We start from the raw sequence: 26,750 nt of genomic DNA on the forward strand, positions 1-26,750 counted from the left end.
TGACCGCTCCGGCGGTGGCGGGCCAAGAGCCCGGCCGGCGGGGCGCTGCGTGGCTGCTGCGCTGCAGGCCGTTACTCAACGAAGGAACTCTATGCAACTGGTCAAGACCGAACGAGACACCCTCCTCAGGCCGCTGCAAACGGTCAGCGGCATCGTCGAACGCCGCCATACGTTGCCGATCCTCGCCAACCTGCTGATCACCAAGAACGGCCCGGACGTTTCATTCCTGTCGACCGACCTGGAGCTGCAGATCACCACGCGCGCCGATTTCGGCGTCGGCGGCGACCAGGTGGCCACCACCGTCGCGGCCCGCAAGCTGCTCGACATCCTGCGCGCGATGCCTGACGGCCAGGTCACGCTGTCGCTCGCCGACAAGCGCCTCACCGTGCAATCGGGCAAGAGCCGTTTCGCACTGCAGACGCTCGCGGCCGACGAGTTCCCGACCGTCGCGCAGGCGAAGGATTTCGGCGCGACCCTCACCGTCCCGCAGAAGTCGTTCCGCCAGCTGCTCGGCATGGTGCACTTCGCGATGGCGCAGCAGGACATCCGCTACTACCTGAACGGCATGCTGCTCGTCGTCGACGGCGACCAGTTGATGGCCGTGGCCACCGACGGCCACCGCCTCGCGTTCTCGTCGATGAAGCTCGAAGGCGGCACGTTCGGCCGCCAGGAAGTGATCGTCCCGCGCAAGACGATTCTCGAGCTGCAGCGCCTGCTCGAGGACATCGACGACACCGTCACCATCGACATCGCGCAAACCCAGGCCAAGTTCACGTTCGGCCAGGTCGAGCTCGTGTCGAAACTCGTCGAGGGCAAGTTCCCCGACTTCCAGCGCGTGATCCCGAAGGCGCACAAGAACACGTTCGAGATCGGCCGTGAAGAACTGCAGCGTTCGCTGCAACGCGCGGCGATCCTGACCTCGGACAAGTTCAAGGGCGTGCGCTGCATCATCGCGCCGGGCCAGTTGAAGATCATGTCGACCAACGCCGATCAGGAAGAGGCGCAGGAAGAACTGGAAATCGCCTATCAGGGCGATACCGTCGACATCGGCTTCAACGTCACGTATCTGCTCGACGTGCTCGCGAACCTGAAGGTCGACACCGTGCAGGTGAGCCTCGGCGACGCCAGCTCGAGCGCGCTGATCACGGTGCCCGAGAACGACGAGTTCAAGTATGTCGTGATGCCGATGCGCATCTGACGCGCGCGACATCAAGACACACACCAGGGGGCGGCAAGCCCCTTTGGCGTTTTTATGGCGAACCGACAACCCGTCCTTTCGGTGCCTGACCGGCACCGTGGACGAGCCAGGAAACTGGAGCGGCCCGGCGATTTCTCTCGCTGAAACGCACCGCGCCGCCACTAGAGTGGCCTCGCAGAACCGGAAGATATCCATGAGTGAACAGCACAATTCGCAACCCGATAACAGCAGCTACGGCGCCTCGTCGATCCAGATCCTCGAAGGTCTGGAAGCGGTGCGCAAGCGCCCCGGGATGTACATCGGCGACACGTCGGACGGCACCGGTCTGCATCACCTCGTGTTCGAGGTGCTCGACAACTCGATCGACGAAGCGTTGGCCGGATACTGCAACGACATCCACGTCACGATTCACGCCGACAACTCGATTTCCGTGACCGACAACGGCCGCGGAATTCCGACCGACGTGAAGATGAACGACAAGCACGAGCCGAAGCGCAGCGCCGCCGAGATCGTGATGACCGAGCTGCACGCCGGCGGCAAGTTCGACCAGAACAGCTACAAGGTGTCCGGCGGCCTGCACGGCGTGGGCGTGTCGTGCGTGAACGCGCTGTCGAGCTGGCTGCGCCTCACCGTGCGCCGCGGCGGCAAGAAGCGTTTCATGGAGTTCCATCGCGGCATCGCGCAGGATCGCGTGCTCGAGATGGTGGACGGCGTGGAAGTGTCGCCGATGCTGGTGACCGGCGATACCGAGAACCGCGGCACCGAAGTGCACTTCATGGCCGATCCGACCATTTTCGGCACGGTCGAGTATCACTACGACATCCTCGCGAAGCGGATGCGCGAGCTTTCGTTCCTGAACAACGGCGTGCGGATTCGTTTGACCGACCTGCGTTCGGGCAAGGAAGACGATTTCGCGTTCGCCGGCGGTGTGAAGGGCTTCGTCGAGTACATCAACAAGACGAAGACCAACCTGCACCCGACGATTTTCCACGCCAACGGCGAGAAGGATGGCGTGGGCGTCGAAGTCGCGATGCAGTGGAACGACAGCTACAACGAGAACGTGCTGTGCTTCACGAACAACATTCCGCAGCGCGACGGCGGCACGCACCTGACCGGCCTGCGGGCCGCGATGACGCGCGTCATCAACAAGTACATCACCGACAACGAAATCGCGAAGAAGGCCAAGGTCGAAACGACCGGCGACGACATGCGCGAAGGGTTGTCGTGCGTGCTGTCGGTGAAGGTGCCGGAGCCGAAGTTCAGCTCGCAGACGAAGGACAAGCTGGTTTCGTCCGAAGTGCGCGCGCCGGTTGAAGAAGTCGTGGCGAAGGCGCTGGAAGAGTTCCTGCTCGAAACGCCGCTCGACGCGAAGATCATTTGCGGGAAGATCGTCGAAGCCGCGCGTGCGCGCGATGCTGCGCGCAAGGCGCGCGAGATGACGCGCCGCAAGGGCGTGCTCGACGGCGTCGGCCTGCCGGGGAAGCTCGCGGACTGCCAGGAGAAAGACCCGGCGAAGTGCGAAATCTACATCGTCGAGGGCGACTCGGCAGGCGGCTCGGCCAAGCAAGGGCGTGACCGCAAGTTCCAGGCAATCCTGCCGCTGCGCGGCAAGGTGCTGAACGTCGAGAAGGCGCGTTACGACAAGCTGCTGTCGTCGGAGCAGATCGTCACGCTCGTGACCGCGCTTGGGTGCGGCATCGGCAAGGACGATTACAACCTCGACAAGCTGCGCTATCACCGCATCATCATCATGACCGACGCGGACGTCGACGGTGCGCACATCCGGACGCTGCTGCTCACGTTCCTCTATCGGCAAATGCCGGACATGATCGAGCGCGGGTATGTGTATATCGCGCAGCCGCCGCTTTACAAGATCAAGGCAGGCAAGGACGAGCGGTATCTGAAGGACGATGTGGAGCTCAACGCGCACATGCTGCGGTTGGCGCTGCAAGGGTCGGAGCTGGTGCCTGGCGAGAATGCGGCCGTGATTTCCGGCGATGCGCTTGGGGAGTTGGCGCGGTCGTATCTGCTGTCGAGGAGCGTAATCGATCGGTTGAGCCGGTTGTATGACCCGGCGGCGCTGGAAGCGATCATGGACGGGGTTGCGATCGATCTCTCCAACGAGGCTTCTACGGAGGCTTCGGCGAAGGCGCTGCACGCTGCGTTGCATGACGAGGCTTTGAAGAACGAAGTGCGCGTGGTGCCTTCGTATGATCCGGTGCGCGAGCAGCGGTCGCTGCATGTCGAACGTACCCATCACGGGAATGTGCGGGTTTCGGTCATCGATCAGGAATTCCAGCACACAGCGGATTATCAGCAGCTCGTGGCCACCGCGAATACGTTCACGGGGCTGATTGGGGAAGGTGCTGTTATCAAGCGTGGTGAGCGCAGCATGGCCGTGACAGACTTCAAGAGCGCGATGAAGTGGCTGCTTGCGGATGCCGAGCGGAACGTGTCGAAGCAGCGGTATAAGGGGCTGGGGGAGATGAACCCCGGGCAGCTGTGGGAAACGACGATGGATCCGACGGTGCGGCGGTTGTTGCGTGTGCAGATCGAAGACGCGATTGCCGCGGATGGGATCTTTACTACGCTGATGGGGGATGATGTGGAGCCGAGGCGGGCGTTTATTGAGTCGAATGCGTTGAGGGCGGGGAATATTGACGTTTAAGTCATTTGTCATGCGTAGGGCGCCAGAGTATGTGCGACTGGCGCCACAGTTTTGCGACTGGACGTCGAAGTTGGTGCAACTAACCTACCTGTCGCGCGCCATGTTTTGTAATAGACAGCCGCGGAGTCAAAATCTGGCGGTCCGGGGTTTGAATCCCTGATTCGCCACCAAACCCAAAAGCCCTTGATACTTCTCACGAAGTTCAAGGGCTTTTTTCTTGTGGTGTCCCAGATACCCCGATCATGCACAAAATCCCCCGCCTTACCCGCTCCCGTCACGGCGTGTACTACCTGCGCCTCACGCGCGGCAAGACGGCCCCGTCGCGGCCATCAAGCTCAAGCTGATGGGAGGCTCGCAATGATCGAGACCTTGCTCGGCGGCCTCCTCGGCGGGGCCTTCCGTCTCGCGCCCGAAATCCTCAAGTGGCTCGACCGCAGGGGCAAGCGCGGCCACGAGCTGGCGATGCAGGACAAGGTGCTGGAATTCGAGGAGCTGCGTGGCGCGCAGAGGATGTCGGAAATCGGTGCCGGAGCCGAGGCTGCGTGGGACGATCGAGACACTGCGCGAAGCTGTCCGTAGCCGCCATCGTGGATTTCGCCTTCAACCTTGGCGCGGGGCGGCTGCAAACATCGACGCTCCGGCGGCGAATCAACCAGCGACACTGGATCGCTGTGGTGCAGGAGCTGCGCCGATGGGTCTATGGCGGCGGGAAAGTGCTGCCGGGCCTGGTTACGCGGCGGGAGGCAGAGGTGACTCTTCTACTCGGCTGACCAATCGGTGACATCCAGCCGCCCCGACGGGGCCTGCAGAAGCAGCGTAGCTCTCTCCCAGCCACGATTGAATCCAAGTAAACCCACCATAACCCGATCTAATCATGCTTAATCCTTGTTGAATTGGCCATCGATCCGTGCGATCATCTGAAAATTACCCAAATTCCGACTTCTTGAAGGAAATCGACGTCATGTCAGATCGCTGGTTGTCGGTCGAGGAGATCGCCGAGTACCTCGGCGTGAGCAAGGACACCGTTTATGCGTGGATCAGCAAACGGAACATGCCTGCTCATCGAATCGGCCGGCTTTGGAAATTCAAGACCGAGGAAGTCGACGAATGGGTGCGGTCTGGTGGCGCCGCAGAGAACGAGAGTCGAGGCAAAGAATGATTGACTTGCCAACGACGGGTTTCGATCGCCTCATCCGGCGGTCGAAACGAAATGAGGATTGTTGAAATGACGAAAATTTCTTGTGTTGATTTGTTCTGTGGAGCTGGCGGGCTGACGCATGGCTTCGTGCTCGAGGGCGTGCCGGTCGTTGCCGGTATCGACATGGACCCCGCTTGCCGCTTTCCTTATGAGGCCAACAACAGCGCCAAGTTTGTAGAGCGCGACATCAGCAAAGTCACCACTGCCGAGTTGAATGCGCTGTTCGGTGATGCCGATTTGAAGATTCTTGCAGGTTGCGCTCCTTGTCAGCCTTTTTCCACCTATGCACAACGCTACGAGCTGGATGGCAAAGACGGGAAATGGGGGCTCTTGTATGAGTTTGCCCGCCTGGCAAAGGGCACCCGCCCAGATGTCATCACGATGGAGAACGTTCCGACCGTAGCCAAGCACGAGGTGTTTCATGACTTCGTCGATACGTTGAAGCGACTCGGTTACAACGTATGGTTTGATGTCGTCGATAGCTCCCAATATGGCGTGCCACAGACTCGCCGACGCATGGTGCTGCTGGCTTCCAGGCACGGCGAGATCAAGATGATCGAACCTACGCTCGAAAAGCCCAAGACTGTGAGGCAGGCGATTGGTCGCCTGCGCGCATTGAGCGCTGGCGAGGCAGCCCCCAGAGACAAGCTGCACGTTTCATCCACGTTGTCGGAGAAGAATCTCAAGCGCATCAAATTTTCAAAGCCGGGCGGAACGTGGCGTGACTGGCCGGAGCATCTCGTGGCCGACTGCCATCGCGCGGAAAGCGGCAGGACTTACCCTGGCGTCTATGGCCGCATGGAATGGGATAAGCCAGCTCCCACCATGACGACTCAGTGCTATGGCTTCGGGAATGGTCGATTCGGGCACCCTGAGCAGGACCGCGCAATCTCGCTGAGGGAAGCCGCAATTCTTCAGAGCTTTCCGCGCGACTACTCGTTTATTCCGAATGATGGTGAAGTGAGTTTCAAAGTTCTTGGACGGCTCATCGGCAATGCCGTTCCAGTTGACCTCGGCCGCGCCATCGCGCGCAGCATCAACGAGCACTTGGCATCGGCCAAGTCCCGATGATCTGACGAGACTCAATCGATGCCACGCATTCAGCCCTCATCTCCAGAAGCCAGTCGCCGAATGGCGAAGGTACGGCAAAAGGGAACCGGCGCTGAGATCGCATTGCGTCGAGAGTTGTACCGGAGGGGCCTGCGCTACCGAGTCGATTTCGAGGTGCTGAAGAAACCTCGTCGGGTCGCGGACATCGCCTTTCCGGGGCTAAGGATCGCCATATTCGTCGATGGGTGCTTCTGGCACGGATGCCCCGAACACGCCACATGGCCGAAGCAGAACGCGGAGTTCTGGCTGCAAAAGATAGAAGCGAATCGGCATCGGGATGCCGACACGAACGAGCGGCTTCGCAGCATCGGGTGGACTGTGTTGCGATTCTGGGAGCACGAGCCAGCGCCCAGTGCAGCTGACGCCATCGCGAACTTGGTGATCACGACCAGATTGACGCGCAGTGAATCACCAGCCAGCTCGAACCAAACAGACTGAACAGGAAAACGGTAGACCGCATGGAAATTTCGAACGTACAGAATAGCCAGGCCTACCGCGCCAGTCCTGAACCAGGCCAGTTGGTCGAGGTCAGGCGGCGTCAATGGGTCGTCGCAGATGTGACATCCTCAAAATTCACCTCAATGTCAGCACCACAGAATGCAGTGACCCTCTCATCCATCGACGAGGATGGTCTAGGTGAGGAGCTTGAGGTCATCTGGGAGATCGAGCCGGGCGCGCAAATCATTGAGCGTGCTGGCCTGCCTTCGATCACCGGCCTGGATGACTCCGCCACCCTCGAAGCCTTTCTCGACGCTGTGCGTTGGGGTGCGGCGACTAATGCCGACAGAGGCTTTCTGCAAGCGCCGTTCCGCAGCGGTGCCAGCATTGAGGATTTTCAACTTGATCCTCTGGTTCGTGCCATCGACATGGCGCGGGTCAATCTTCTTATCGCCGACGACGTCGGTTTGGGCAAGACCATCGAGGCCGGCCTCGTCATCCAAGAAATGTTGCTGCGGCACCGAGCCCACACCGTCCTGATCGTCTGCCCCGCGTCGCTGCAAGAAAAGTGGCGCGTGGAGATGCTGGAAAAGTTTGGCCTCGAATTCCGCATCGTCGATACCGCCTATATCAAGCAGTTACGGCGAGAACGCGGCATCCACGCCAATCCCTGGACCTCCCATCCGCGCCTGATCACCTCCATGGACTGGGTCAAAAGCGGCGAAGGATTGCGCACCATGCGCGACGTCCTACCTGCACATACCAGCTATCCGCGCAAATTCGACATGCTCGTCGTCGACGAAGCACACAACATCGCCCCTGCTGCCGGTGCGAACTACGCACTGGAGAGTCAGCGAACGCGCTTCATTCGCTCGATCAGTCCGCACTTCCAGCATCGGCTGTTCCTCACCGCCACCCCCCACAACGGCTACACCGAATCCTTCACTTCGCTGCTGGAGTTGTTGGACGACCAGCGTTTCGCTCGAAACATTCTGCCGGATGAAAAGCAATTGAGTCAGGTGATGATCCGCCGCCTCAAAAGCGATCTGGTCGATGCGGAAGGCAAGCCGCTCTATGCGCAGCGCAAGCTGCAAGCGCTGCTGGCCTCGTACTCCGCGCAAGAGCGCGCCATTCATCAGAAGCTGAACGACTACTGCGCGAGCCGTGAGCAGGATGCAGAGAAGGTCGGCAATGCCTTCGGCACGTCGTTCGTCAACCAGCTGCTCAAGAAACGGCTCTTTTCTTCTCCAGCCGCTTTCGCCTCGACCCTGGAAAAGCACATTGCCAGTCTGGCCAATGGCAGCCAACGCAAAGACAAGGATGCGATGGCTGATCGCATTTTGCGCAAGGCCATCCTGCGGGTCGATGAAGACTACGCCAACGACCAGGAGGTCGAAAACGCACAGTCCGAGGCCGTTGAAGAAGCCTCACGTCGCGCGCAACCGCTGACAGCAGACCAGCAACAAATGCTGAACGAGCTGCGGTCGTGGGCCCAAACGGCCAAGAACCAGGTCGACGCCAAAGCCAAGGCGATCCTCGACTGGCTCACGACCAATCTCAAGACCGACGGTCAGTGGAATGAGCGCCGGGTCATCTTGTTCACCGAATACCGCACCACCCACCAGTGGATGCACGAGATCCTAGCCAGCCACGATTTTGGTGGCGATCGACTGGCCATCCTTCATGGCGGCATGCCGCAGGATGAGCGCGAGAAGGTCAAAGCCGCCTTCCAGACCTCGCCCAAGGATTCAGCGGTGCGCATCCTGCTGGCCACTGATGCCGCGTCTGAAGGTATCGACTTGCAGAACCACTGTAACTGCCTCATCCATCTGGAGATCCCTTACAACCCCAATGTGATGGAGCAGCGCAATGGCCGTATCGACCGGCACGGCCAGCGCCAGAAAGAAGTATTGATCTGGCACCCCGTCGATGGTGGCGAACATGGCAAAGCAACCATTGGTGGCCACGGTGACGACATCATCCGCGCACTGCGCAAGCTCGAATCCATGCGGGCGGACATGGGCAGCGTCAACCCAGTCATCGCGCCGCAAATGTCGGGGCTGATCGAAGGCTCGCTCAAAGACCTCGATACCCGCCTCGCAGAAGCCAAGATCGCCAAGGCCAGGCGCTTTGTGCGCGCTGAGCGCGAACTGAAAGACCGAGTCGCCAAGCTGCACGAACGGCTCCTGACTACGCAGCAAGATTTCCATCTCACACCAGAGCACATCCTCATGGCGGTCAAGACGGGGCTTGTGTTGGCAGGCCGCCCGCCGCTTGAACCTTTTGCCTTGGCTGATGCCCCGGCGGGCACCGTATTCAAGATGCCCACGCTGTCGGGCTCATGGGTGCGCTGCCTTGAAGGGCTTCGCCACCCCCACACACTGCAAATTCGGCCCATCACCTTCGATCATGCCGTCGCCACCGGGCGTGACGACGTGGTGCTTGTTCACCTGAACCACCGGCTAGTGCAGATGTGCCTGCGATTGCTGCGCGCCGAGGTCTGGGCACAAGACGATGTGAAGAAGTTGCATCGCGTCACAGTCCGTTCAGTGCCAGATGCGCTTATCGACGGTCCTGCCGTGGTGGTCATCTCACGATTGGTCGTCACTGGCGGCAATCATCATCGCCTCCATGAAGAGCTGACCGTGGCCGGAGGCTATCTGGGGGATAAATCCTTCCGCCGGGAAGAAGGCGTCACCAAAGTCCAGCAATGGCTGGATCAGGCGAAGCCACTGATGGCCGCGGATTCGCTATTCGATGCCATCCGTGTGCGTTTCGACCGCGCTCAAAGCGCCATCCTGCAGTCGGTCGACGCCCGGTCTAAGGACCGGCTCAAGTTCCTGACCAACACCCTTCAATCCCGTAAACAGCAGGAAGTGGCTGACATTGGCACCGTGCTTGATGAGCTTGAAAAAGCCATCCAGGCCGAACTGAAAAAAGATCAGCAACCGGCGCAGCTTTCCCTGTTCTCGGAAGACGAACGAACACAGCTCCGGCGCGACACCGCCGCACTGGAAGCGCGTCTTGCCCGCATTCCAGCCGAGCGCCTGCAGGAGGCTCAAGCCATCGAAACCCGCTACGCCAAACTTGATGACCGCACCTTTCCAGTCGCCGTGATCTTCATCGTGCCGGAAGGAAGTACGAGATGAGTCGTGGGGTTAGCTACACGCTCTGCGCGTTCTTGAGCGCAGATGAAGCCCTGTTGCTTGGCGAGCTCACCGACTCAGTCGCCTCGACAGGCATTCAGAGCACACGCACGACTCAGATCGAGACCTGGAAGTCCCAGATTGCGCTTTTGAGGCGTTGCGCAGACGAACTGATCGAACGGCGTGAGGCTGCCAAGGATTGGCACTTGGTCCTGGAGTACGAGCTACCACGTAGACAGAAGCGTCCGGATGCAGTCTTGCTTGCCGAGGACGTGATCCTGGTGGTCGAGTTCAAGGTCGGCTCTCCGTCTCACGATGCGTCGGCCCGCTGGCAAGTAGAAGACTATTGCTTGAACCTTCGTGATTTCCATGCTGGTAGCACCGGGCGCGCGATCGTGCCGGTGCTTTGCGCCACGGCCGCACCAAGTGCCAAGGATTCGAGAGCCCCGACTTCGGGTCCATGTGTTGCACCGATACGGCTCGCCAATGCCAGCGATCTGACCGCAGTGCTGTTGTCTGCCTACTCGGCGCAACACGATCCTGACCGATCGCCCATTGATGTCGATTCCTGGGTCGGCGCACCGTATCGCCCCACGCTGTCGGTCATCGAAGCGGCCGAACGACTCTACGAAAACCACGACGTTCGCGAGATCAGCCACAGCTATGCCAGCAACCTGGACGCAACGACGGACCTGTTGGCAGAAGTAATCAGAGAGGCGAGAACGTTAAACCGACGCTATGTGTGCTTCGTCACCGGTGTGCCGGGGGCCGGCAAGACGCTGACCGGGCTCAATGTCGTTCATGATCCCTCCCTGCGTACTGAGGGCGGCCCTTCAGGGATTTTCTTGTCTGGCAACGGCCCCCTAGTCAAGGTCGTGCGTGAAGCCTTGGTCTTGAGTCAGCAGCGCGCCGGACGTCGGCGCCAGGATAGTGCCCACGAGGTCTCGACCTTCATCCAGAACGTCCACCAGTTTTTGCGTTACCACCGCGAGAATCCCGCGGCACTCCCGCACGAGCATGTCGTCGTCTTCGATGAAGCCCAACGCGCATGGGACCGTGAGCAGATGCTACGCAAGCAAGGCGTGGACACGTCTGAGGCCGCCGAACTCTTCGACGTAATGGATCGATTGGACGGATGGGCCGTGATCATCGCCCTGGTTGGCGGCGGGCAAGAAATCTTCCTCGGCGAGGCAGGATTAGAGGAATGGGGGCGTGCTGCCGCTGCTCGGCCGCATTGGCGAGTCGTCGCCTCTCCCGAGGTTGTATCCGGTGGTGCCAGCGTATCTGGGCACCGCTTGTTTGGCGAAGGCGTTCCTCCAGGCATTGAGTTTCGGCCGGAGCCCTTGGCTCACCTGAGCGTCGGGGTGCGGAGCTTTCGGGCTCAACGGCTGGCGGAATGGGTTGATGCCGTACTCACCCTTGATGCAGAGCGGGCGCGGTCACTCCTACCCGATCGCAGGGAGTTCCCACTCAATTTCACACGTAGTCTCGACACCGTCAAGGCGTGGTTGCGGGCCAGGAGCGCACCGGAAGACGGACAGCGTGCCGGTTTGATCGCCACGTCAGAGGACCAACGCCTACGGGCCTATGGCCTAGAGCGGTCCAGCGCTTTTCGACTGGATTACTCGTTCGAGAAGTGGTTTCTCATGCCTCCAACGGATGTTCGTTCAAGTCATGCACTCGAAGTTGCGGCGTCCGAGTTCGAATGCCAAGGGCTCGAGCTCGACTGGGTGGGGCTGTGCTGGGGCGGAGACTTGACCCCCTCCAACCCGGACGACTGGGAATACCGGAAGTTTCGCGGCAGCACGTGGCAACAGGTACGCAGCGATGCCGAGCGAACCTTTGTACGCAATCGTTATCGCGTTCTGCTCACCCGTGCACGGCTCGGCTTGGTCATCTGGATTCCACCTGGCAACGCAGACGACCCCACCCTGGACCCGGCCAGATTCGACCGCACCGCGCAACTGTTGCAGGCCGCTGGCGTGCCCGAGCTTCAACAAGAATTCGAAGGAGCTCACCCGTGAGCCAAGACAACCATCACGATTGGCTATCGCTGATCGAAATCTCCGGCCCTTTCCTCGCCGTTCCCGTTCTGAAGGAAGCCTTTCCACAAGGCCTGGAAGAACTCGATGCCACCAAGCGCAAACGGCTGCGCCAAGCCTACGAGGAATGGCGCGAAGCGCTGGAGCTGGAAGACCCGCAGTTCAACGAATTGCACAGTGCGTGGATCGACGAGGTGCTGTCGCGTGGCCTTGAGCTCGACGAAGACGGCAAAGGCGACGTCCTCAAGCGCGCCGACTGGTGCGCCGCCAACCTCCAAGCCAGCTTGCCCGAACACGGCGTGACGCTGTCGCCCGATCTTGCGGTGATCGACGAGCAACGTGCCAACAAGCCACTGCTGCTGATCCAAACCTATGCGCAGGACGTCGATCTAGATGCCACTCTGAAGCAAGACGGCTGGGCTGCCACACCCGCCGATCGCATGGTTGCTTTGTGCCGTTCGCTGGGTTGTCGACTCGGGCTGGTGACCAACGGCGAGCGCTGGATGCTGGTGGATGCCCACGTGGGTGCCGTCACCACCTTTGCCAGTTGGTATGCCCGCATCTGGAGCCAGGAGCCCATTACCCTGCAGGCTTTCGTGCACCTGCTCGGTATTCGTCGTTTCTTTGTCGACGAAACCGAACAACTGCCTGCGCTGTTCGATAGTTCCTTGAAGTTCCAGGACGAAGTTACCGACGCCCTGGGTGAACAAGTACGCCGCGCCGTCGAAGTCTTGATTCAAACACTCGACAAAGCCGACCAGGACCGTAATCGAGAGCTCCTGCACGACGTCAAAGAACCCGAGCTGTATGAGGCCGCGCTGACGGTGATGATGCGCTTGGTGTTCCTGCTCTCCGCCGAAGAGCGGGGCCTGCTCCTGATGGGCGACGAGCGCTACGAAGCCAATTACGCGCTCTCCACCTTGCGCATGCAGTTGCGCAAAGAGTCCGAGGAAATTCTGGAGCGCCGATGGGACGCTTGGTCGCGCCTGCTGGCGATCTTCCGCGCGGTGTTCGGCGGCATTGAGCACGAAAACCTGCGCCTGCCAGCCTTGGGCGGTTCGCTCTTCGATCCGGACCGTTTCCCCTTCCTCGAAGGTCGGGCGAAAGGCTCGAACTGGCGCAGCGATGCAGCCAAGCCACTACCCATCGACAACCGCACCGTGCTGCTGTTGCTGGAGGCCATTCAGCAATTTCAGGGGCGCGCGCTGTCCTATCGCGCGCTGGATGTCGAACAGATCGGCTACGTGTATGAAGGTTTGCTCGAACGCACCGTCAAACGCACTGATGAAGTCACGCTGGAACTGGATGCCACCAAGAATGCCAAGACCCCATGGGTCAAGCTAGCCGAGCTGGATTCGGCACGTTTGGATGGTGGAGCGCAACTGGCCGCGTTGCTGCAAGAACGCTCCGGCAGCTCTGCCAGTCGGGTGCGCAATGATCTGGCCAAACCCGTCGACGACACTCTGGCCGACCGCCTGCTGACCGTATGTCAGGGCGACACCAAGCTCCGCGATCGCGTCAAACCCTATGCCCATCTGCTGCGCACCGATCCATGGGGTTATCCGCTGGTGTATCCCGCTGGGGCATTCATCGTAACCACAGGTTCCGACCGGCGCGAATCCGGCACCCACTACACTCCGAAATCGCTGACCGAAGCGATCGTTACCGAGACCCTCACGCCGGTGGCCTATGTCGGTCCAGCAGAGGGAACGCCGCGCGAGCAATGGGTGCTGAAATCCCCCACCGAATTGCTCGACCTCAAGATCTGCGACCCTGCCATGGGCTCGGGCGCGTTCCTGGTGCAAGCCTGCCGTTGGCTGTCTAATCGCCTTGTTGAGGCTTGGTCACAGGTCGAGTCTACGGGTAAAACCGTGAGCGTGGATGGTAAACTTCTGGAAGCAGGATCTGCCAAGGAACCTCTGCCTCGCGACAGTGAAGCCCGTACGGTGATTGCACGCCGCCTCATCGCTGAGCGTTGCCTGTACGGCGTAGACCTGAATCCGCTGGCCGTAGAGCTTGCCAAGCTGTCTATCTGGCTGGTGACGCTGGCCAAGGGACGCCCATTTGGCTTTCTTGACCACAATCTGCGCTGCGGTGACAGCCTGCTCGGCATCCACAGGCTGGATCAGCTCACTGAGCTTTCGATAGCACCCAACGGAAAAGGCCAACAGCGCCTGTTCGGTCAGAATATTGAGCGAGCGGTTCACGAGGCGATTGAGTTGCGCCAGCGGTTGCGCGAGACGCCGATCCGCGACATTCACGACATTGAGGTCATGGCACGTCTGGATGCCGATGCGCGACAGAAGCTCAACGTGGCAGAGCGACTGGCCGACGCTTTTATCGGCACCGTCTTCACACCCGAAGCCACGCGCACGCAAGAGACTCGCCTCTCGGCGCTGGCCATCCAGGCGGATCGCATAGCACGCGGTGACGCCGAAACGCTGGAGGCCGCGAAACGCCAAGTCGCTCACGACCTTGCCTTGGATCTGCTCCCAGGCAAGCCACCGCGCCACCCCATCCATTGGCCACTCGAATTCCCCGAAGTGTTCCAGCGAGAGAACGGTGGGTTCGATGCGTGGGTCAGCAATCCGCCTTTCATGGGCGGGCGCAAAATCTCGTCGAACCTGGGCGACTCCTACGAGAAGGCCCTTAAAAGGCTTCTTCTTGATGGGGCCAAGGGTTCTGTGAACTTGGTTGCGTACTTTCTCGTCCGCTCGCTCCGACTACTTCGGAGCACTGGTGTCGCCGGATTTATTGCAACGGACTCGATCACTGAGAGCGACACGCGAACTCAGGTTCTGACACGTGTATTCGAGCAAACGACGACGTTCTTTGCTCTCTCGTCCTTCCCTTGGCCGGGGACGGCTGGTGTCTATGTTTCCGTACTCGTGTTCAGCCTGCGAACATGGAAGGGAACTGTGATGCTGGATGGTGAGCAAGTCCAGTCGATTTCGACGATGCTTGAACCAGGCTCGGAACTCCCTGCTCCACATCCGCTCGCTTCAAATTTAGGCTTTTGTTCGGACGGAGTGAAAGTCCAGGGTATTGGGTTTGTCCTAGACGAGACTGAAGCAGCTTCGATTCTCAAGAAGGAACCGGCATCAAGCGAAGTGATCACCAAGTACATCGTTGGTGATGACGTAAACAACTGCCCTCGCCAAACCGGATCTCGACGGGTCATAAATTTCTGGACACGAGAAAAACACGAAGCTGAGAATTTCAAGACGGCGTGGGAAATCGTAGTTGAGCGAGTCCGCCCGTACCGGGACTCACTCACGCGCCAAGTTCACGAAAGCTGCTTCTGGAAGTTCTGGGATCGTCGAGAAGTATTCCACAATCGAATTCGTCAGCACGGAAGAGTGCTCGTGACCTCCAAGTTGTCAAAGCATTTCTGCATAACTTTCGGAGACCCGCGAAACATCTACTCGGAGAAGGTCAAGCTATTCGATTTTTCAACCCTCAGCGCTTTCGCGGTTCTTCAATCCGTCGCACATGCCGAATGGGCGCTTGTGTGGGGTTCGACAACGGGCGAAACGCCTGCATATGTTGGAACGAGCTGCTTCGACACTTTCCCCTTTCCATCAAACTTTGTGATTGATGGAAGTCTCTCTCACGAGGCGATTGATTCCCGCCTTGAGACCATCGGAAAGACATATTTCGAGCATCGCGCTTCAATATGCGAATCTCGTCAACAGGGGTTTACTGCCGTCTACAATTTGGTGCATTCACGGGATGAGACCACCGAGGATATTATTCGCTTCCGACAGTTAATTGCAGAGCTTGATCGCGCCGTCATTGATACCTATGGGTGGCATGACATACAACTCAATCATCAATTCGTCGAGACGAAGCGTGGTGTGCGGTTTGGAGTGGATAGTTCGTCTCGACTGGAAATTCTCAAGCGGCTAACGGAACTCAATCACGAGCGCTTCGACGCGGCGGCGATTAGCAACGGAGAGTCGTCAGTTGCAAAGTCCAAACGCGGGCGTCGACCGAAGGCTATTTCATCGATTCCGTTGAATGATTTGTTTGCCGGAGACAACGCATGAGTGACCAGCGTTACTCCGCCGACCTGATCGTCACGGCGCAAGACTTTACAGAGTGCGGCTGGAAAAGCTCGCTGGCCGATGAAGAACGCGAGGGCTATTTCTCGATGTGGCAGGCTTTCTCCAGCGCTGCACGCGAAGCATCGGAAGATAATCGCCCGTCACACGGAAAAGCTCTGTGGTTGCTTGCGGATGCATGCTCCATGATGCTGTCGCCGAAAAGCCTCAATGAGCCTTTCAAACCATTCATGGTAATGGAGGGGCGGCGTTCGGTGATTCCTGACGATCTATCGGAATCAGACATCGCGTTTTATGCCGAGATTGTCGATGCAATCGATGATGCATGGTTGAAGGCACGAGTAGCTGATCTCGTCTGGCTGAAGCAGCGTCCGCGAAACGTCCAGTTTGCGCTTGCGGCGATCGACGCCTATCGACTAATCCCATTGGATGCAGAAACATGGGTTCGTGGTGGCCGCGAGTGCTGGGAGCGCGCTATCAGCTTGGCTCGCATGTTGAAAGCTGGCGCAGGCACCCGCTTGGCCGAGATGGAAAAAGCAATTCTTGACGCCTTCAATGCCGCAATCAAGGACAGCGGTTTTCTCGGGCTGTGGCTAGCTGATCTATTAGATTCAAATGCCCTTGGTCGAACACATTCGTCAGCCATTGCGCAGAGGCTGAATGCGTTGGCTGTTGAATTTGAGGGGGATGGCGACCTTCATCGCTCCCGCGAGTTCTTCGACGCAGCAAGCCGGTGGTTTGATCGGTCTGGTGACGAAGCCAAATCAGCAGAAATGACTGTTACAGTCGCTGAAGGATGGGTGAAAGAAGCAATCGCCCGAATCTCGTCCGACCAACCCAGTCATATGGTCGCTGCTAGTTTTTATGAAAAAGCCATCCAGATCTACCGCAGCATTCCACGCAGCCTGCGAGCGGTACATAAAGGCGATGAGCGGATTGCCGAACTGCATCGGCACATGAGTGATGTTGGAGAAAAGTCACTGGATGAACTTGGTGCGGTCAAAACCCCAGGCGTAGACATCTCCGAGCTTGTTGAGAATGCTCGCAAGTCGGTTGCAGGAAAGTCAGTACAGGATGCCTTGTTTTCGTTTGCAAATATCTACCAAGGGGCTCGGGTAGATCAAGTTCGCACAGCGGCAGAAAAGATCCTGCAGCAGAGCATTTTTCGTCGTTTGGCCGGTAGCACGCATCTGTCGCGTGATGGTCGGGTCATTGCCAAGCAGCCAGCAGCCGGGTTCGACAATGCTCCTGGCAGTGACGACCCGGCGTTGTGGGCGCAGATGATCCACGACTATCAGATTCTGATCAACATCGTAGTGCATGGCGACATATGGCCTGCCCACCAAGTGCTGCTGCAAGAGCATCGCTTGCGTGAGGACGACTTCATTGGCCTGGCAAGTCAGTCCCCAATCGTGCCACGAGGCCGAGAGCGCCTATTCGGCAAGGCGCTCTATGCTGGCTTTGACCGCGATTTCACTGTGTCCATGCATCTGCTGGCGCCCCAGATAGAGCACATGGTTCGGTTCCACCTGAAGAATGCCGGGGTGAAAACCACCAATCTCGACATTGATGGCATTGAGAACGAAAACGGCTTGAGCACGTTGATGGGCCTGCCAGAAACGGAAACGGTATTCGGGAAAGACTTGTCCTTTGAAATCAAGGCACTGTTCTGCGATGCCCTGGGGCCGAACTTGCGTAACGAACTGGCTCACGGCCTCTTGGACGATGATTCATTTCAGTCGATTCATGCGATTTACGCGTGGTGGATGGGGTTGAGGCTGGTATTCAACACATTCTGGAATGCGGCACGGAGAACCGAAAGCGATAAGGGTGTGGAGGAAAACAATGACAACTGACAATTCGACCAAATCACCCAATGCGTGGATCGCCATTGATCATGGTCTTTCCGTCGATCTCACGCTGGCACCCTACACGTTGCAGCTGAACGGCGAGCGTTCGCTTTGCCAAGCCATCGCCAATGACGACTGGGTGTTGATTCTGAACACTGCTGGGCACATCACGCGGGTCGGGCGGGTACTGCGGCTTCGTTCTGATCTGGAAACCACCACGATCTACTTCGACCGCATGCTGCGGGTCGATTCAGCGGTTCAAATTGGTCTTTCCTCGCTCACCCCGCCATCCTCCGGCAGCGTTGGCCGTATTCAATGGACGGACTTCCTGGAGTCGCTCCCCAAGGCATTGCACAAGACCATCGCTGAAGTGCCGACCATTGAGGATCAGGCCTACATCCGCGAACTGCTGCAACTTGCCGTGATGGACGACCTGCTCGGCCCGGCTGGCGGCCCCCGTGAACGCATCGTCGACATGGGTGTGCGGGATCGCTATCTGGTTGGCAAACTGGCCCCGCGTGAGGCCACACAGGGCGGCATCGAGGGGTTGGACGGGCCACTGGCCAACGACGACGCCGAAGAGCCCACGGAGGCCAAAGCTCCCGGACGTCACGAGCCTGGTGCGGAGTTTGGAACGGCCACCGGGCGTGTAGAGCCGGAATCGGATTCGGCTGACGAGATCGATGCCGCCAGCAACCAGTCGCTGGTGCCCAGCAGCCTCGGCATGACCTTCTGCGTGGATGGTGACGCCGACCGGATCGAGATCGAAGCGCGCTGGGGTCGGTATGAGCGTAGTGACGAGCACGAGATATTCCGCACCCGCAAGAACAAGGAAACCGGTACGGAAGTGCAGACCAAGGCCAAGGTGTGGCAACGCATTCCTTGTGGCGGCAAGATCGTGCTGCCGCTTACCGAAGGCGTGATTCCACATCAGGCACCCGACAACGAGTTCCCCGAAGTGCGCGTGCAGGGTTCCATTCGGGCCAAGAATGCCAATGGCGATCGGCTGGTCACCTTGTTCCTGGTGAACGCACAGGAAGAGCCGGACACCAACCGAGACACGGCATGGGTGTTCCAGCCAGAATTGATCGCTCGTTCGGCACAGGATGCCGCCAAGCGCGCCATCTTCCGGCGCAGGCCGGTGCTGGACGCCGACGGCATGGACCCCGAGCGCGAAGCGCTGGAGATGATTTACCGCAATCGCGTCGAATTCGCCGTGGGCCATGGCGTTGCCGTCCATGCCGAAACTGCAGACGACGTGATGCTGGCGACCGAGGTGCGCACCACGGTGATGCCGCAGTACGAGGTGCAGGTGACGGAGACGCCCGGGCTCGATCCAAGCGATCGCCCAGCGATGCGCGAGATGGTCAGCAGCGGCCTGCTCGATATGCAGCGATTGGCGACGTTGGACATCGACCCGCTGGTCGACGCCTTGAGCATGCTGACCAAGGATTACGCCGCGTGGATTGATGAACAGCGCGCACGCGTCGGTGCCGAGGTGACCGGCTACGACACCCAGTCGCAACAAGCGATGGACCGTTGCCAGGACATCCACACACGCCTGCAGCAGGGTATCGACACGCTGAAGAGCAATGAGAAGGCGCTGGCCGCGTTCCGGTTTGCCAACCGAGCCATGGCCACACAGCGCGTGCGCAGCCAGTACGCACTGGCCATGCGCCGGGGCGAAGACGACACTCTCGACAAGTTCGATGTGTTGAAAAACCGCAGTTGGCGTCCATTCCAGTTGGCGTTTCTGCTGCTCTCGATCCCGTCGCTGGCAGACCCGAGCCACCCGGATCGCGTCCAGCCTGTCGAGGCCTATGCGGATCTGCTGTGGTTCCCTACCGGTGGCGGAAAAACCGAAGCCTATTTGGGTGTGGCTGCCTTCACCATGGCCATCCGGCGTATGCAGGGCAATCTTGGCGGGTACGACAGTTCACGCGGTTTGGCCGTGATCATGCGTTACACCCTGCGCCTGCTGACTCTGCAGCAATTCCAGCGCGCCACGGCGTTGATCTGTGCGATGGAGGTGTTGCGACGCGAGGCGCTGGACAAAGGCGATAAATCCCTCGGCACGGAACCCTTCACCATCGGCCTCTGGGTTGGCAACAAGGTCACACCGGGCACGACCGAGGACAGCCACCGCGCCATCGAGGATGTGCGCAACCCCGGCAAATACAACGCCGGAGCGGCATCGCCCGCGCAGCTCACCAGTTGCCCTTGGTGTGGCTCGGAAGTGGCTCCCGGACGCGACGTTGAGGTCGACAAAGGCTCTGGCCGAACCGTCGTCTACTGCGGAGACAAAAAAGGCCGCTGCGATTTCTCCAAGGGCAAGTCCAGCAAGCAGCCGCATGCGGGGATTCCGGTGCTGGTCGTGGACGATGAGATCTACCACCGCCCACCGACGATGATGATCGCCACCGTGGATAAGTTCGCCATGATGGCGTGGCGTGGTCAGGTGCGCACACTGTTTGGTCGCGTGGGACATGAATGCGAGCGCCACGGCCTGCTTTGGCAAGGTGCCGATTGCAATGGCAATCACCAAGCGGGCAAAGGACTCCCTTCCTCGAAGGTAAAGACCATCCGCCCGATTCGCCCGCCCGATTTGATCATTCAGGATGAGTTCCACCTGATCAGTGGGCCGCTGGGCACCATGGTGGGTTTGTATGAGACCGCCGTGGATGAACTGAGCGGCTGGACACTCGATGGCAAGACGGTCAAGCCGAAGATCATTGCCTCCACGGCGACGGTGCGCAAAGCCAAGGAGCAAGTGAACAACGTCTTCATGCGACGTGTTTCGGTGTTCCCCCCGCATGGGCTGGACGTGGAAGACAACTTCTTCTCGGTGCAACGACCGATCGAAGAGAAGCCGGGACGGCGTTACCTCGGGGTGTGCTCACCCGGCAGTTCACGCCCCGCGATGTTGATCCGTGTCTACACCGCGTTCTTGACGGCAGCACAGGAACTGTTCGACCACTTTGGCGAACCCGCTGACCCATACATGACGATGGTCGGCTACTTCAACTCCCTCCGTGAGTTGGGCGGCATGAAACGGCTGGCAGAGGACGACGTGCAAACGCGTTCCTACCGTGTGCAGATGAGCATGGTGGAGCGGCCCGCACTGGCACAACGTAGCATCAGTAACATTCGCGAGCTGACGTCTCGGGTATCAAGCCAGGACATCCCCAAGTACCTCGACAACCTGGAAGTGAAATTCAAATCCGAGTTCGACACATCAAGCGGCAAGTACGTGACCCGCTGGCAGGAGGGTGACACGCGCGCCATCGATGTGGTGCTTGCGACCAACATGTTGTCAGTGGGTGTCGACGTGAATCGGCTCGGCCTGATGGCTGTGAACGGGCAACCCAAGGGAACCGCCGAATACATTCAGGCCACCAGCCGCGTGGGGCGCTCGTTCCCGGGCTTGGTCTGCACGGTGCTGACGTGGGCCAGACCGCGCGACCTGTCGCATTACGAAACCTTCGAGCACTACCACGCCACGTTCTACAAACACGTCGAGGCGCAATCGGTAACGCCATTCTCACCTCGCGCGATGGACCGGGGTTTGACGGGCGCGATGCTGAGCTTGATGCGCCTTGAGAACGATGTCTTCAGTCCGAACGAAGGCGCGGGCCAACTGAGCATGTCCAACCAGGTCGAGATGACGGATGCCATCAAGATATTGGCGACTCGTGCGGGCAATGTCGCTGAAGACAACTCGCGCAAGCAGTTGGCTGAGACTGAGCTGAAAGAGCGTGCCGACGAATGGGCAAAAGAGGTCAGCAAGGGTGGACGCATCTTAGCGTATGAGAAACGTGGCCCCGAAAAAGACAAGACCGTTGCATTAATCAAGTCGCCCGGGCTTCAAGCCTGGGACAACTGGACCGTACCGATGTCGATGCGGGAAGTGGAGCCCGGCGTGCGCCTGATCATGAACACGAGCCATATCACGGACGACCACGACTGGAAGCCTCGTCCCGCAACGAAGGATGAGGATTGAACATGATCATCAACAACAAAACACCAGTCGGAGAAGTACGCCCCAGCCAGTTGCTGTGGACCTATGGACCCGGTGCATTGATCGACCTGCCCAGCCTGTCTGTAGTGACGCTTGGTATCGATAGATGGGAGAAAGACCGCTGCCAGCCGATTCAAGAGGCACGGCTTCTCGCTGCCGTTCGGAAGGTTCTGGGTGCGCAGGTCGAGAACCTGCGGATGCCGCCATTCCAGAAAAGCGAACTCGTCGACGTCTGGTCGGCTGAAGCCAACATCGGTGTGCCGGTGCGGCCGTTCCCGCGCTGGATGCGCTGCGTGAAATGCGGCCTGCTGTCACCCTTTGATGCTGGTCTGTTCGAGATTAAGGAGAACCGTTTCAGGCCGGAGCGAACCCGCTTTGTGCACAAAGGCTGCCGTGGCTCCAAAGGCGACCAGCCTGCCAAGGACGCGGATGCTGTCCCCGCACGTTTCCTGCTGGCCTGCCGCGACGGCCACCTTGATGACTTCCCTTGGCACTACTTCGTCCATGGCGGCAACAGCTCGTGCAAGGGCACGCTGCGCTTCTTCGAGAGTGGCGCGTCACTACAAACGGAGAACCTGTGGGTGAAGTGTGATGCCTGTGGGGCATCAAGAAGCATGGCGCACGCTTTCGGCAAGGCAGGAAAAGAGAATCTGCCGGGTTGCCGAGGACGCCATCCGCATCTGGATCACTTCGACAACGAATGCGACGAGGAAGCGCGCGCGGTTCTGCTGGGTGCCACAAATAGCTGGTTTCCGATCACGCTCTCTGCGCTCGCGATTCCTCAGACTAAAGACCCGCTTAGTCAACTGATCCAGGATGGCTGGGAGTTTTTTGAAGATCTTGATTCCGAAGCCGAAGTGTCGGTGACGGTGAAGACCTTGAAGAAGACCGGGGCGCTGCCAGGAATCGACAAATATCCGGCGGCGTCGATCTGGTCGGCCATCGAGGCGTACCGCAACGGTGGCGGACAGGATGCAGTGGGTGAGGCCGACATCAAGGCCCCTGAGTGGGATGTGCTGACAGAGGCCAACCCACCCACGGACTACCCACACTTCATGAGCAAGAAGGTCGGCACGCCACCGGGGTTCGGAGGCCATATCAGTCGAGTTTTGCTCCTTGAGCGCTTGCGCGAGGTGAATGCTCTGCTGGGCTTCACACGGGTCGAAGCCCCCGAAGAGTCTGGCGACCCGAATGACCGCCCGCAAATGGCCAGCCTGTCGCGCAACAAGCCCGATTGGGTCCCAGCCAACCAGGTTCATGGCGAAGGGATCTTCGTGCAGTTTGACGAAGCCGCGCTAGTCAAGTGGGAGGCTTTGAATGGCGTGAAGAAGGTCGACCAGATGCTCCGTGGTGGTCATAAGGGATGGCGCAATTCACGTCATCTCGACCCGAACGAGGGCTACCCCGGCATTCGCTATGCAATGCTGCACACGCTGTCTCACTTGCTGATTCGCGAGCTGGCTCTGGAGTGCGGGTACAACGCTGCGAGCATTCGTGAGCGCATCTATGCCGACACATCGGGCGATAGCCCACAGGCGGGCATCCTCATCTACACCGCAGCAGCAGATTCAGACGGCACACTGGGCGGCCTCGTAGATCTTGGCAAACCAGAAAACCTTGGTCGCCTGCTGGAGCAAGCACTGAATCGTTCGAAGGTCTGCTCATCCGATCCGCTCTGCTCGGAACATGACCCCGAAAAAGATCGCTCATTGCATGGGGCTGCTTGCCATGCGTGCTCTCTAGTGGCGGAGACCTCTTGCGAGCGGGGCAATCGCTATCTGGATCGATCGCTGCTCATACCAACTCTCGAACGCGCCGACGCTGCTTTCTTCAAGGGTTTCTGACATGGATGAACTCTTGGATGCTATTGCAGCCTTGGTCTCTCTGGTTTCGCCTGAAAAGGTACAGGCCGTTGCAGCCCGCGTTCGTCGAACTGATGCCAGCAAGGCCGCTTCGGCGTTGCCGAGCGTTGTGGGAACCCCGGTGGCCAGCACCGTGGTCGAGCAACTTGCGGCAGCCTGGCAAAACACCACGGTCGGTTCAGACGAACTGGCATCAATGCTTCTTGCTGCCAGCCACGTCTACGCCAAAGCGGCTTCTGAGCAATCCACCGAACTCGTGTGGACTGGCCCGACGACTCCTTTCGTCTCGGCTCGTCGAACAGAGCAAGCCCTTCTGCAGGTCATCAACTCCGCTGAAAAGTCTCTGTTCATCACCAGCTTCGTGGCCTACGACGTGTCGACAATCGTCAAGGCACTGAACGCGGCAATTGATCGCGGCGTGGTCATCTTGATGCTGCTTGAGTTGTCCCAGGATCACGGTGGCAGCATCACCTTCGATGCGATCGGCAAGATGAGAACACTGGTTCCGGCCGCCAAACTCTATGCCTGGCGTGACAAGGCCGACCCGTTTTCCGACGGCCGCGTCCACGCCAAAGTCGCAGTAGCCGACGGCAGGATGTGCTTCATCACCAGCGCGAACCTTACTGGGCACGCCATGGAAAAGAACATGGAGGCTGGCGTGCTGATCTCTGGTGGGCGCATTGCGAAGCTGCTTGATGAGCACCTGCGCTCACTCGTCGACACGAAAATTGTCTCCCCAGTTTGACAATGATCGCCAATGCCCTTCAAGCTCCCGAGTGGATCAGCAGTGGTGCGACCATCACTGGCGGCCTAGACCTGCTTGGCCTGAGGCTCCCCGGACAGACGATCGGCGGCACGTTGCTCGACGGCGTCACTACGGTGCCCCCTCGGTCCGCTACCTCGCGTTTCGATCTTGGCCGACTCACCGCTACGGCCAACGCGGCGGAGCCGATAGCTGGCAGACGTTCACTCATTTCGCCGCGCGTGTTGAGTCCGCGCTGGTCCTCGGAAACCTCCTCGAAGATCCGGTGATCGGCGGATTGATCGGATCCGATCAGGCACTCGAACGTCTCACGCTGGGCGACGCCCACGTCCAGATTGCGAGCTTGGTGAAATCGCCCGCCTCCACGATCTACAGTAAGCGCGTCTCGTGCACAGTCTCGACGACGTGACAGGAATCTACAGTCTGATCGGTAGCCAAGCTCAACGGCGTCGATCCTGAGGCGTATCTGCGTGCCGTGCGCACGCGCATCGCAGACCACCCAATCAACCGCGTTGACGAACTGCTCGCATGGAGAATAACCAAGGCCGGGTGCAACAGTCACTCAACAGGTTCAAACCTGAAGTGCGTTTCAGCGTAAGAGGCGTTGCAGCGCCAGACTTCCTTCCCATCCCGATCGAAGATCGCAAGCCCCTTTGTTATCGCGCACCCCGCCTGTGGAAACACGGCAGTCAAGCAGCACTTACGATCGTTCGCGAGAACGGTATCGTGCTGCTGAACAGACGGCCTCCGGTGTGAATTGGCTGCGAACTCACGTCTGGAGCCGAGCGCCGTGCGAATACGGCAATGGATTTTTTCTCTCGAGAACCAGCCGTGATAGGCCACGGGTCTCGCATGCTAGCGGTCGAATTCTCTCTATCGAAAAAGACTGCTCTGAATTCAGAGGCCTTCACACTTCTGAGCGATCAAAAAAATATTTGAATTTAAATTTATTTCGATCCAAACAAATGTTTTTATTTTGTTTGTCGAATTTTCTCAAACATCCCTCATTGACCTCTGCTTTCCTCGATCTTATTCTGCAAAAATTCGAAGAAACATTGTCGTTGAATCTCACGTGACAGACTTTGGAAAATTTGTCCGAGCTCGCCGCAAATTGCTCAAGCTCACACAGACCGAGCTCGCGCGCCGACTCGGCGTGGACGACGCGTACGTCAGTGCGATCGAACGCGGAGTTCGTACGCCCGGAGACGTCGTCTTCATCGATCAGTTGGGCCGAGCTCTAGCGCTGGATATAGATGGCCGGCTCGAGCTGGAGGAGGTTGCAGAGAGCTCCAAGCGTCTACTGCGCTTATCCGACCCGCTACCGCTGTACAAGTATCGAGTCATAGCCGCCCTGGTCGGGGACCAAGCTCTGACGGAAGCAGACATGGAGACGATCGCAAAAGTACATGCAGCGATCGTTCAGATTCGGAACGCCACGGCATCAACCGTGAGCATCGATAGTGGAGGAGCTATGTAAAAGCAAAAGCGCCACATAACCAGAAGGCTAGTAGCGCTTTTGGGATCAGAACCACAAAGAGTTCGTCACCGCTCAAGTACGAGTCTCTACTGATCTGATCTCGGCGTCAAGCCCTTCTGCTGCCCATCGATTTGCGCGCCTCCCCAGGATTCGACAACCTCTGGTTGAATACCGGGTTCCACTGGCCACCCTTCGGGACGGATTCGACTACGAACAGTTGTTGAAGGGGCGCGCTTTCTCAATCGCGAGCGTCTATTGCAGACGCGAGGGAGCAAACTCGTGCCCGAATCATCATCGATTTCGTCACCATCACGCCGGCCGCGCCGCATTGTGACCGTTTCTGGTCGCGGTGCTCGTGGCATATTCCCCAGCCGAAAATCACCCAAGGCTGCGCAGTACGAAAGCCTCGTTGAGGAGATGGCGCTGCGATTCCTGGAAGTCGCCCCTTCAGTCAAGTCGATCGCAACTCAGCCGCAAGTATTTGAATATTTCGACGGCGCACACCGGCGATGCTACACGCCGGATCTGAAGATCGAAGCGGACACTGGAACGGTGCTTCTTGAGGTCAAGGATGACAAGTCGCTCGCCAAGCACTCGCAAGCTGCCGCTCGTGTTTCAGCTGCAGCCAAATACCTCCGGCAACGTGGCATCCGCTTCCACCTTGTTTTGCGAAGCGATCTCATTGCAAACGACCTTCAGCGCCAGCTCGAACTAATCCTCAAAGCACGCCCTATGCCCGGCAGGTATCGGCCGAACATCGACGCGACCCTCTGGGATCCCGAGCACGGAACTCATCCGTCGACTGAGGTGCAGCAGCAATGGGAAGTCGCCAAGCGTGAATGCGATGCTCTGCTCAACCGGATCATGAAGCGCGACCCGGACGACCTTCTGCCTGTCTCGATTCGCTAAATGGAGA

15 protein-coding genes, 1 tRNA gene and 3 pseudogenes are annotated in these 26,750 nt (G+C 59.1%); all 19 read left to right on the plus strand.

Annotation, left to right across the window (positions count from 1 at the left end; translation table 11 throughout):
• Nucleotides 1-91: 91 nt before the first annotated feature.
• The 19 genes and pseudogenes from dnaN to ABD05_RS06000 all read left to right on the plus strand — a co-directional run bounded on the left by dnaN (nt 92) and on the right by ABD05_RS06000 (nt 26,743).
• Nucleotides 92-1,198 (plus strand): DNA polymerase III subunit beta, encoded by a 1,107-nt coding sequence (gene dnaN / locus ABD05_RS05925; protein WP_006756934.1) that lies wholly within the window; start codon nt 92-94, stop codon nt 1,196-1,198.
• A gap of 193 nt (nt 1,199-1,391) precedes the next feature.
• A complete protein-coding gene (gyrB, locus tag ABD05_RS05930) occupies nt 1,392-3,866 on the plus strand; it encodes a DNA topoisomerase (ATP-hydrolyzing) subunit B (RefSeq protein ID WP_047899369.1) in 2,475 nt (824 codons plus the stop codon).
• A 63-nt stretch (nt 3,867-3,929) separates the two neighbouring features.
• Nucleotides 3,930-4,036: transfer RNA gene (locus ABD05_RS37345), tRNA-OTHER, on the plus strand.
• A 187-nt stretch (nt 4,037-4,223) separates the two neighbouring features.
• Nucleotides 4,224-4,432: pseudogene (locus ABD05_RS38840) on the plus strand (hypothetical protein); the annotation flags it as partial.
• 9 nt (nt 4,433-4,441) lie between these two features.
• A pseudogene (locus ABD05_RS38845) lies at nt 4,442-4,636 on the plus strand (lysozyme); the annotation flags it as partial.
• A gap of 191 nt (nt 4,637-4,827) precedes the next feature.
• Entirely contained in the window at nt 4,828-5,025 is a 198-nt protein-coding gene (gene mads1, locus ABD05_RS05940; RefSeq protein ID WP_047899370.1) for a methylation-associated defense system helix-turn-helix domain-containing protein MAD1, read from the plus strand.
• Nucleotides 5,026-5,091: 66 nt separating this feature from the next.
• Complete coding sequence (locus tag ABD05_RS05945) at nt 5,092-6,135, plus strand: DNA cytosine methyltransferase (protein WP_047901093.1); 1,044 nt, start codon at nt 5,092-5,094, stop codon at nt 6,133-6,135.
• An 18-nt stretch (nt 6,136-6,153) separates the two neighbouring features.
• On the plus strand, nt 6,154-6,612 hold the full coding sequence (locus ABD05_RS05950) for a very short patch repair endonuclease (RefSeq protein WP_047899371.1): 459 nt from the start codon (nt 6,154-6,156) through the stop codon (nt 6,610-6,612).
• 20 nt (nt 6,613-6,632) lie between these two features.
• Nucleotides 6,633-9,761 (plus strand): DISARM system SNF2-like helicase DrmD, encoded by a 3,129-nt coding sequence (gene drmD / locus ABD05_RS05955; protein ID WP_047899372.1) that lies wholly within the window; start codon nt 6,633-6,635, stop codon nt 9,759-9,761.
• The gene (locus ABD05_RS05960) at nt 9,758-11,782 is read left to right on the plus strand and encodes a DUF2075 domain-containing protein (RefSeq protein WP_047899373.1); all 2,025 of its coding nucleotides are present in this window, start codon (nt 9,758-9,760) and stop codon (nt 11,780-11,782) included. Before drmD ends, ABD05_RS05960 begins: the two co-directional genes overlap by 4 nt.
• Nucleotides 11,779-15,849 (plus strand): Eco57I restriction-modification methylase domain-containing protein, encoded by a 4,071-nt coding sequence (locus tag ABD05_RS38780; RefSeq protein ID WP_063847277.1) that lies wholly within the window; start codon nt 11,779-11,781, stop codon nt 15,847-15,849. Before ABD05_RS05960 ends, ABD05_RS38780 begins: the two co-directional genes overlap by 4 nt.
• Nucleotides 15,846-17,720: a DUF4209 domain-containing protein gene (locus tag ABD05_RS05970; RefSeq protein WP_047899374.1), complete on the plus strand. Its 1,875-nt coding sequence runs from the start codon at nt 15,846-15,848 to the stop codon at nt 17,718-17,720. The genes ABD05_RS38780 and ABD05_RS05970 overlap by 4 nt, the downstream gene beginning before the upstream one ends.
• Nucleotides 17,710-21,714 carry a DISARM system helicase DrmA gene (gene drmA, locus ABD05_RS05975; protein WP_047899375.1) on the plus strand — a complete coding sequence of 1,335 codons (4,005 nt, stop codon included), beginning with the start codon at nt 17,710-17,712 and terminating at the stop codon, nt 21,712-21,714. The genes ABD05_RS05970 and drmA overlap by 11 nt, the downstream gene beginning before the upstream one ends.
• A 2-nt stretch (nt 21,715-21,716) precedes the next feature.
• On the plus strand, nt 21,717-23,576 hold the full coding sequence (gene drmB, locus ABD05_RS05980; protein WP_047899376.1) for a DUF1998 domain-containing protein: 1,860 nt from the start codon (nt 21,717-21,719) through the stop codon (nt 23,574-23,576).
• 1 nt (nt 23,577) lies between these two features.
• Nucleotides 23,578-24,339, plus strand: a complete 762-nt coding sequence (drmC, locus tag ABD05_RS05985; RefSeq protein ID WP_047899377.1) for a DISARM system phospholipase D-like protein DrmC — start codon at nt 23,578-23,580, stop codon at nt 24,337-24,339.
• A gap of 451 nt (nt 24,340-24,790) precedes the next feature.
• A pseudogene (locus ABD05_RS35770) lies at nt 24,791-24,955 on the plus strand (transposase domain-containing protein); the annotation flags it as partial.
• Entirely contained in the window at nt 24,886-25,113 is a 228-nt protein-coding gene (locus ABD05_RS37350; protein WP_148669055.1) for a hypothetical protein, read from the plus strand. The pseudogene ABD05_RS35770 and the gene ABD05_RS37350, both read left to right, overlap by 70 nt.
• 316 nt (nt 25,114-25,429) lie before the next feature.
• On the plus strand, nt 25,430-25,834 hold the full coding sequence (locus ABD05_RS05995) for a helix-turn-helix domain-containing protein (RefSeq protein ID WP_082146051.1): 405 nt from the start codon (nt 25,430-25,432) through the stop codon (nt 25,832-25,834).
• A gap of 279 nt (nt 25,835-26,113) precedes the next feature.
• Nucleotides 26,114-26,743 (plus strand): TnsA endonuclease N-terminal domain-containing protein, encoded by a 630-nt coding sequence (locus tag ABD05_RS06000; RefSeq protein ID WP_238594093.1) that lies wholly within the window; start codon nt 26,114-26,116, stop codon nt 26,741-26,743.
• Nucleotides 26,744-26,750: the final 7 nt, after the last annotated feature.

Source organism: Burkholderia pyrrocinia, from assembly GCF_001028665.1.
GTDB classification, from domain to species: Bacteria; Pseudomonadota; Gammaproteobacteria; order Burkholderiales; family Burkholderiaceae; genus Burkholderia; species Burkholderia pyrrocinia.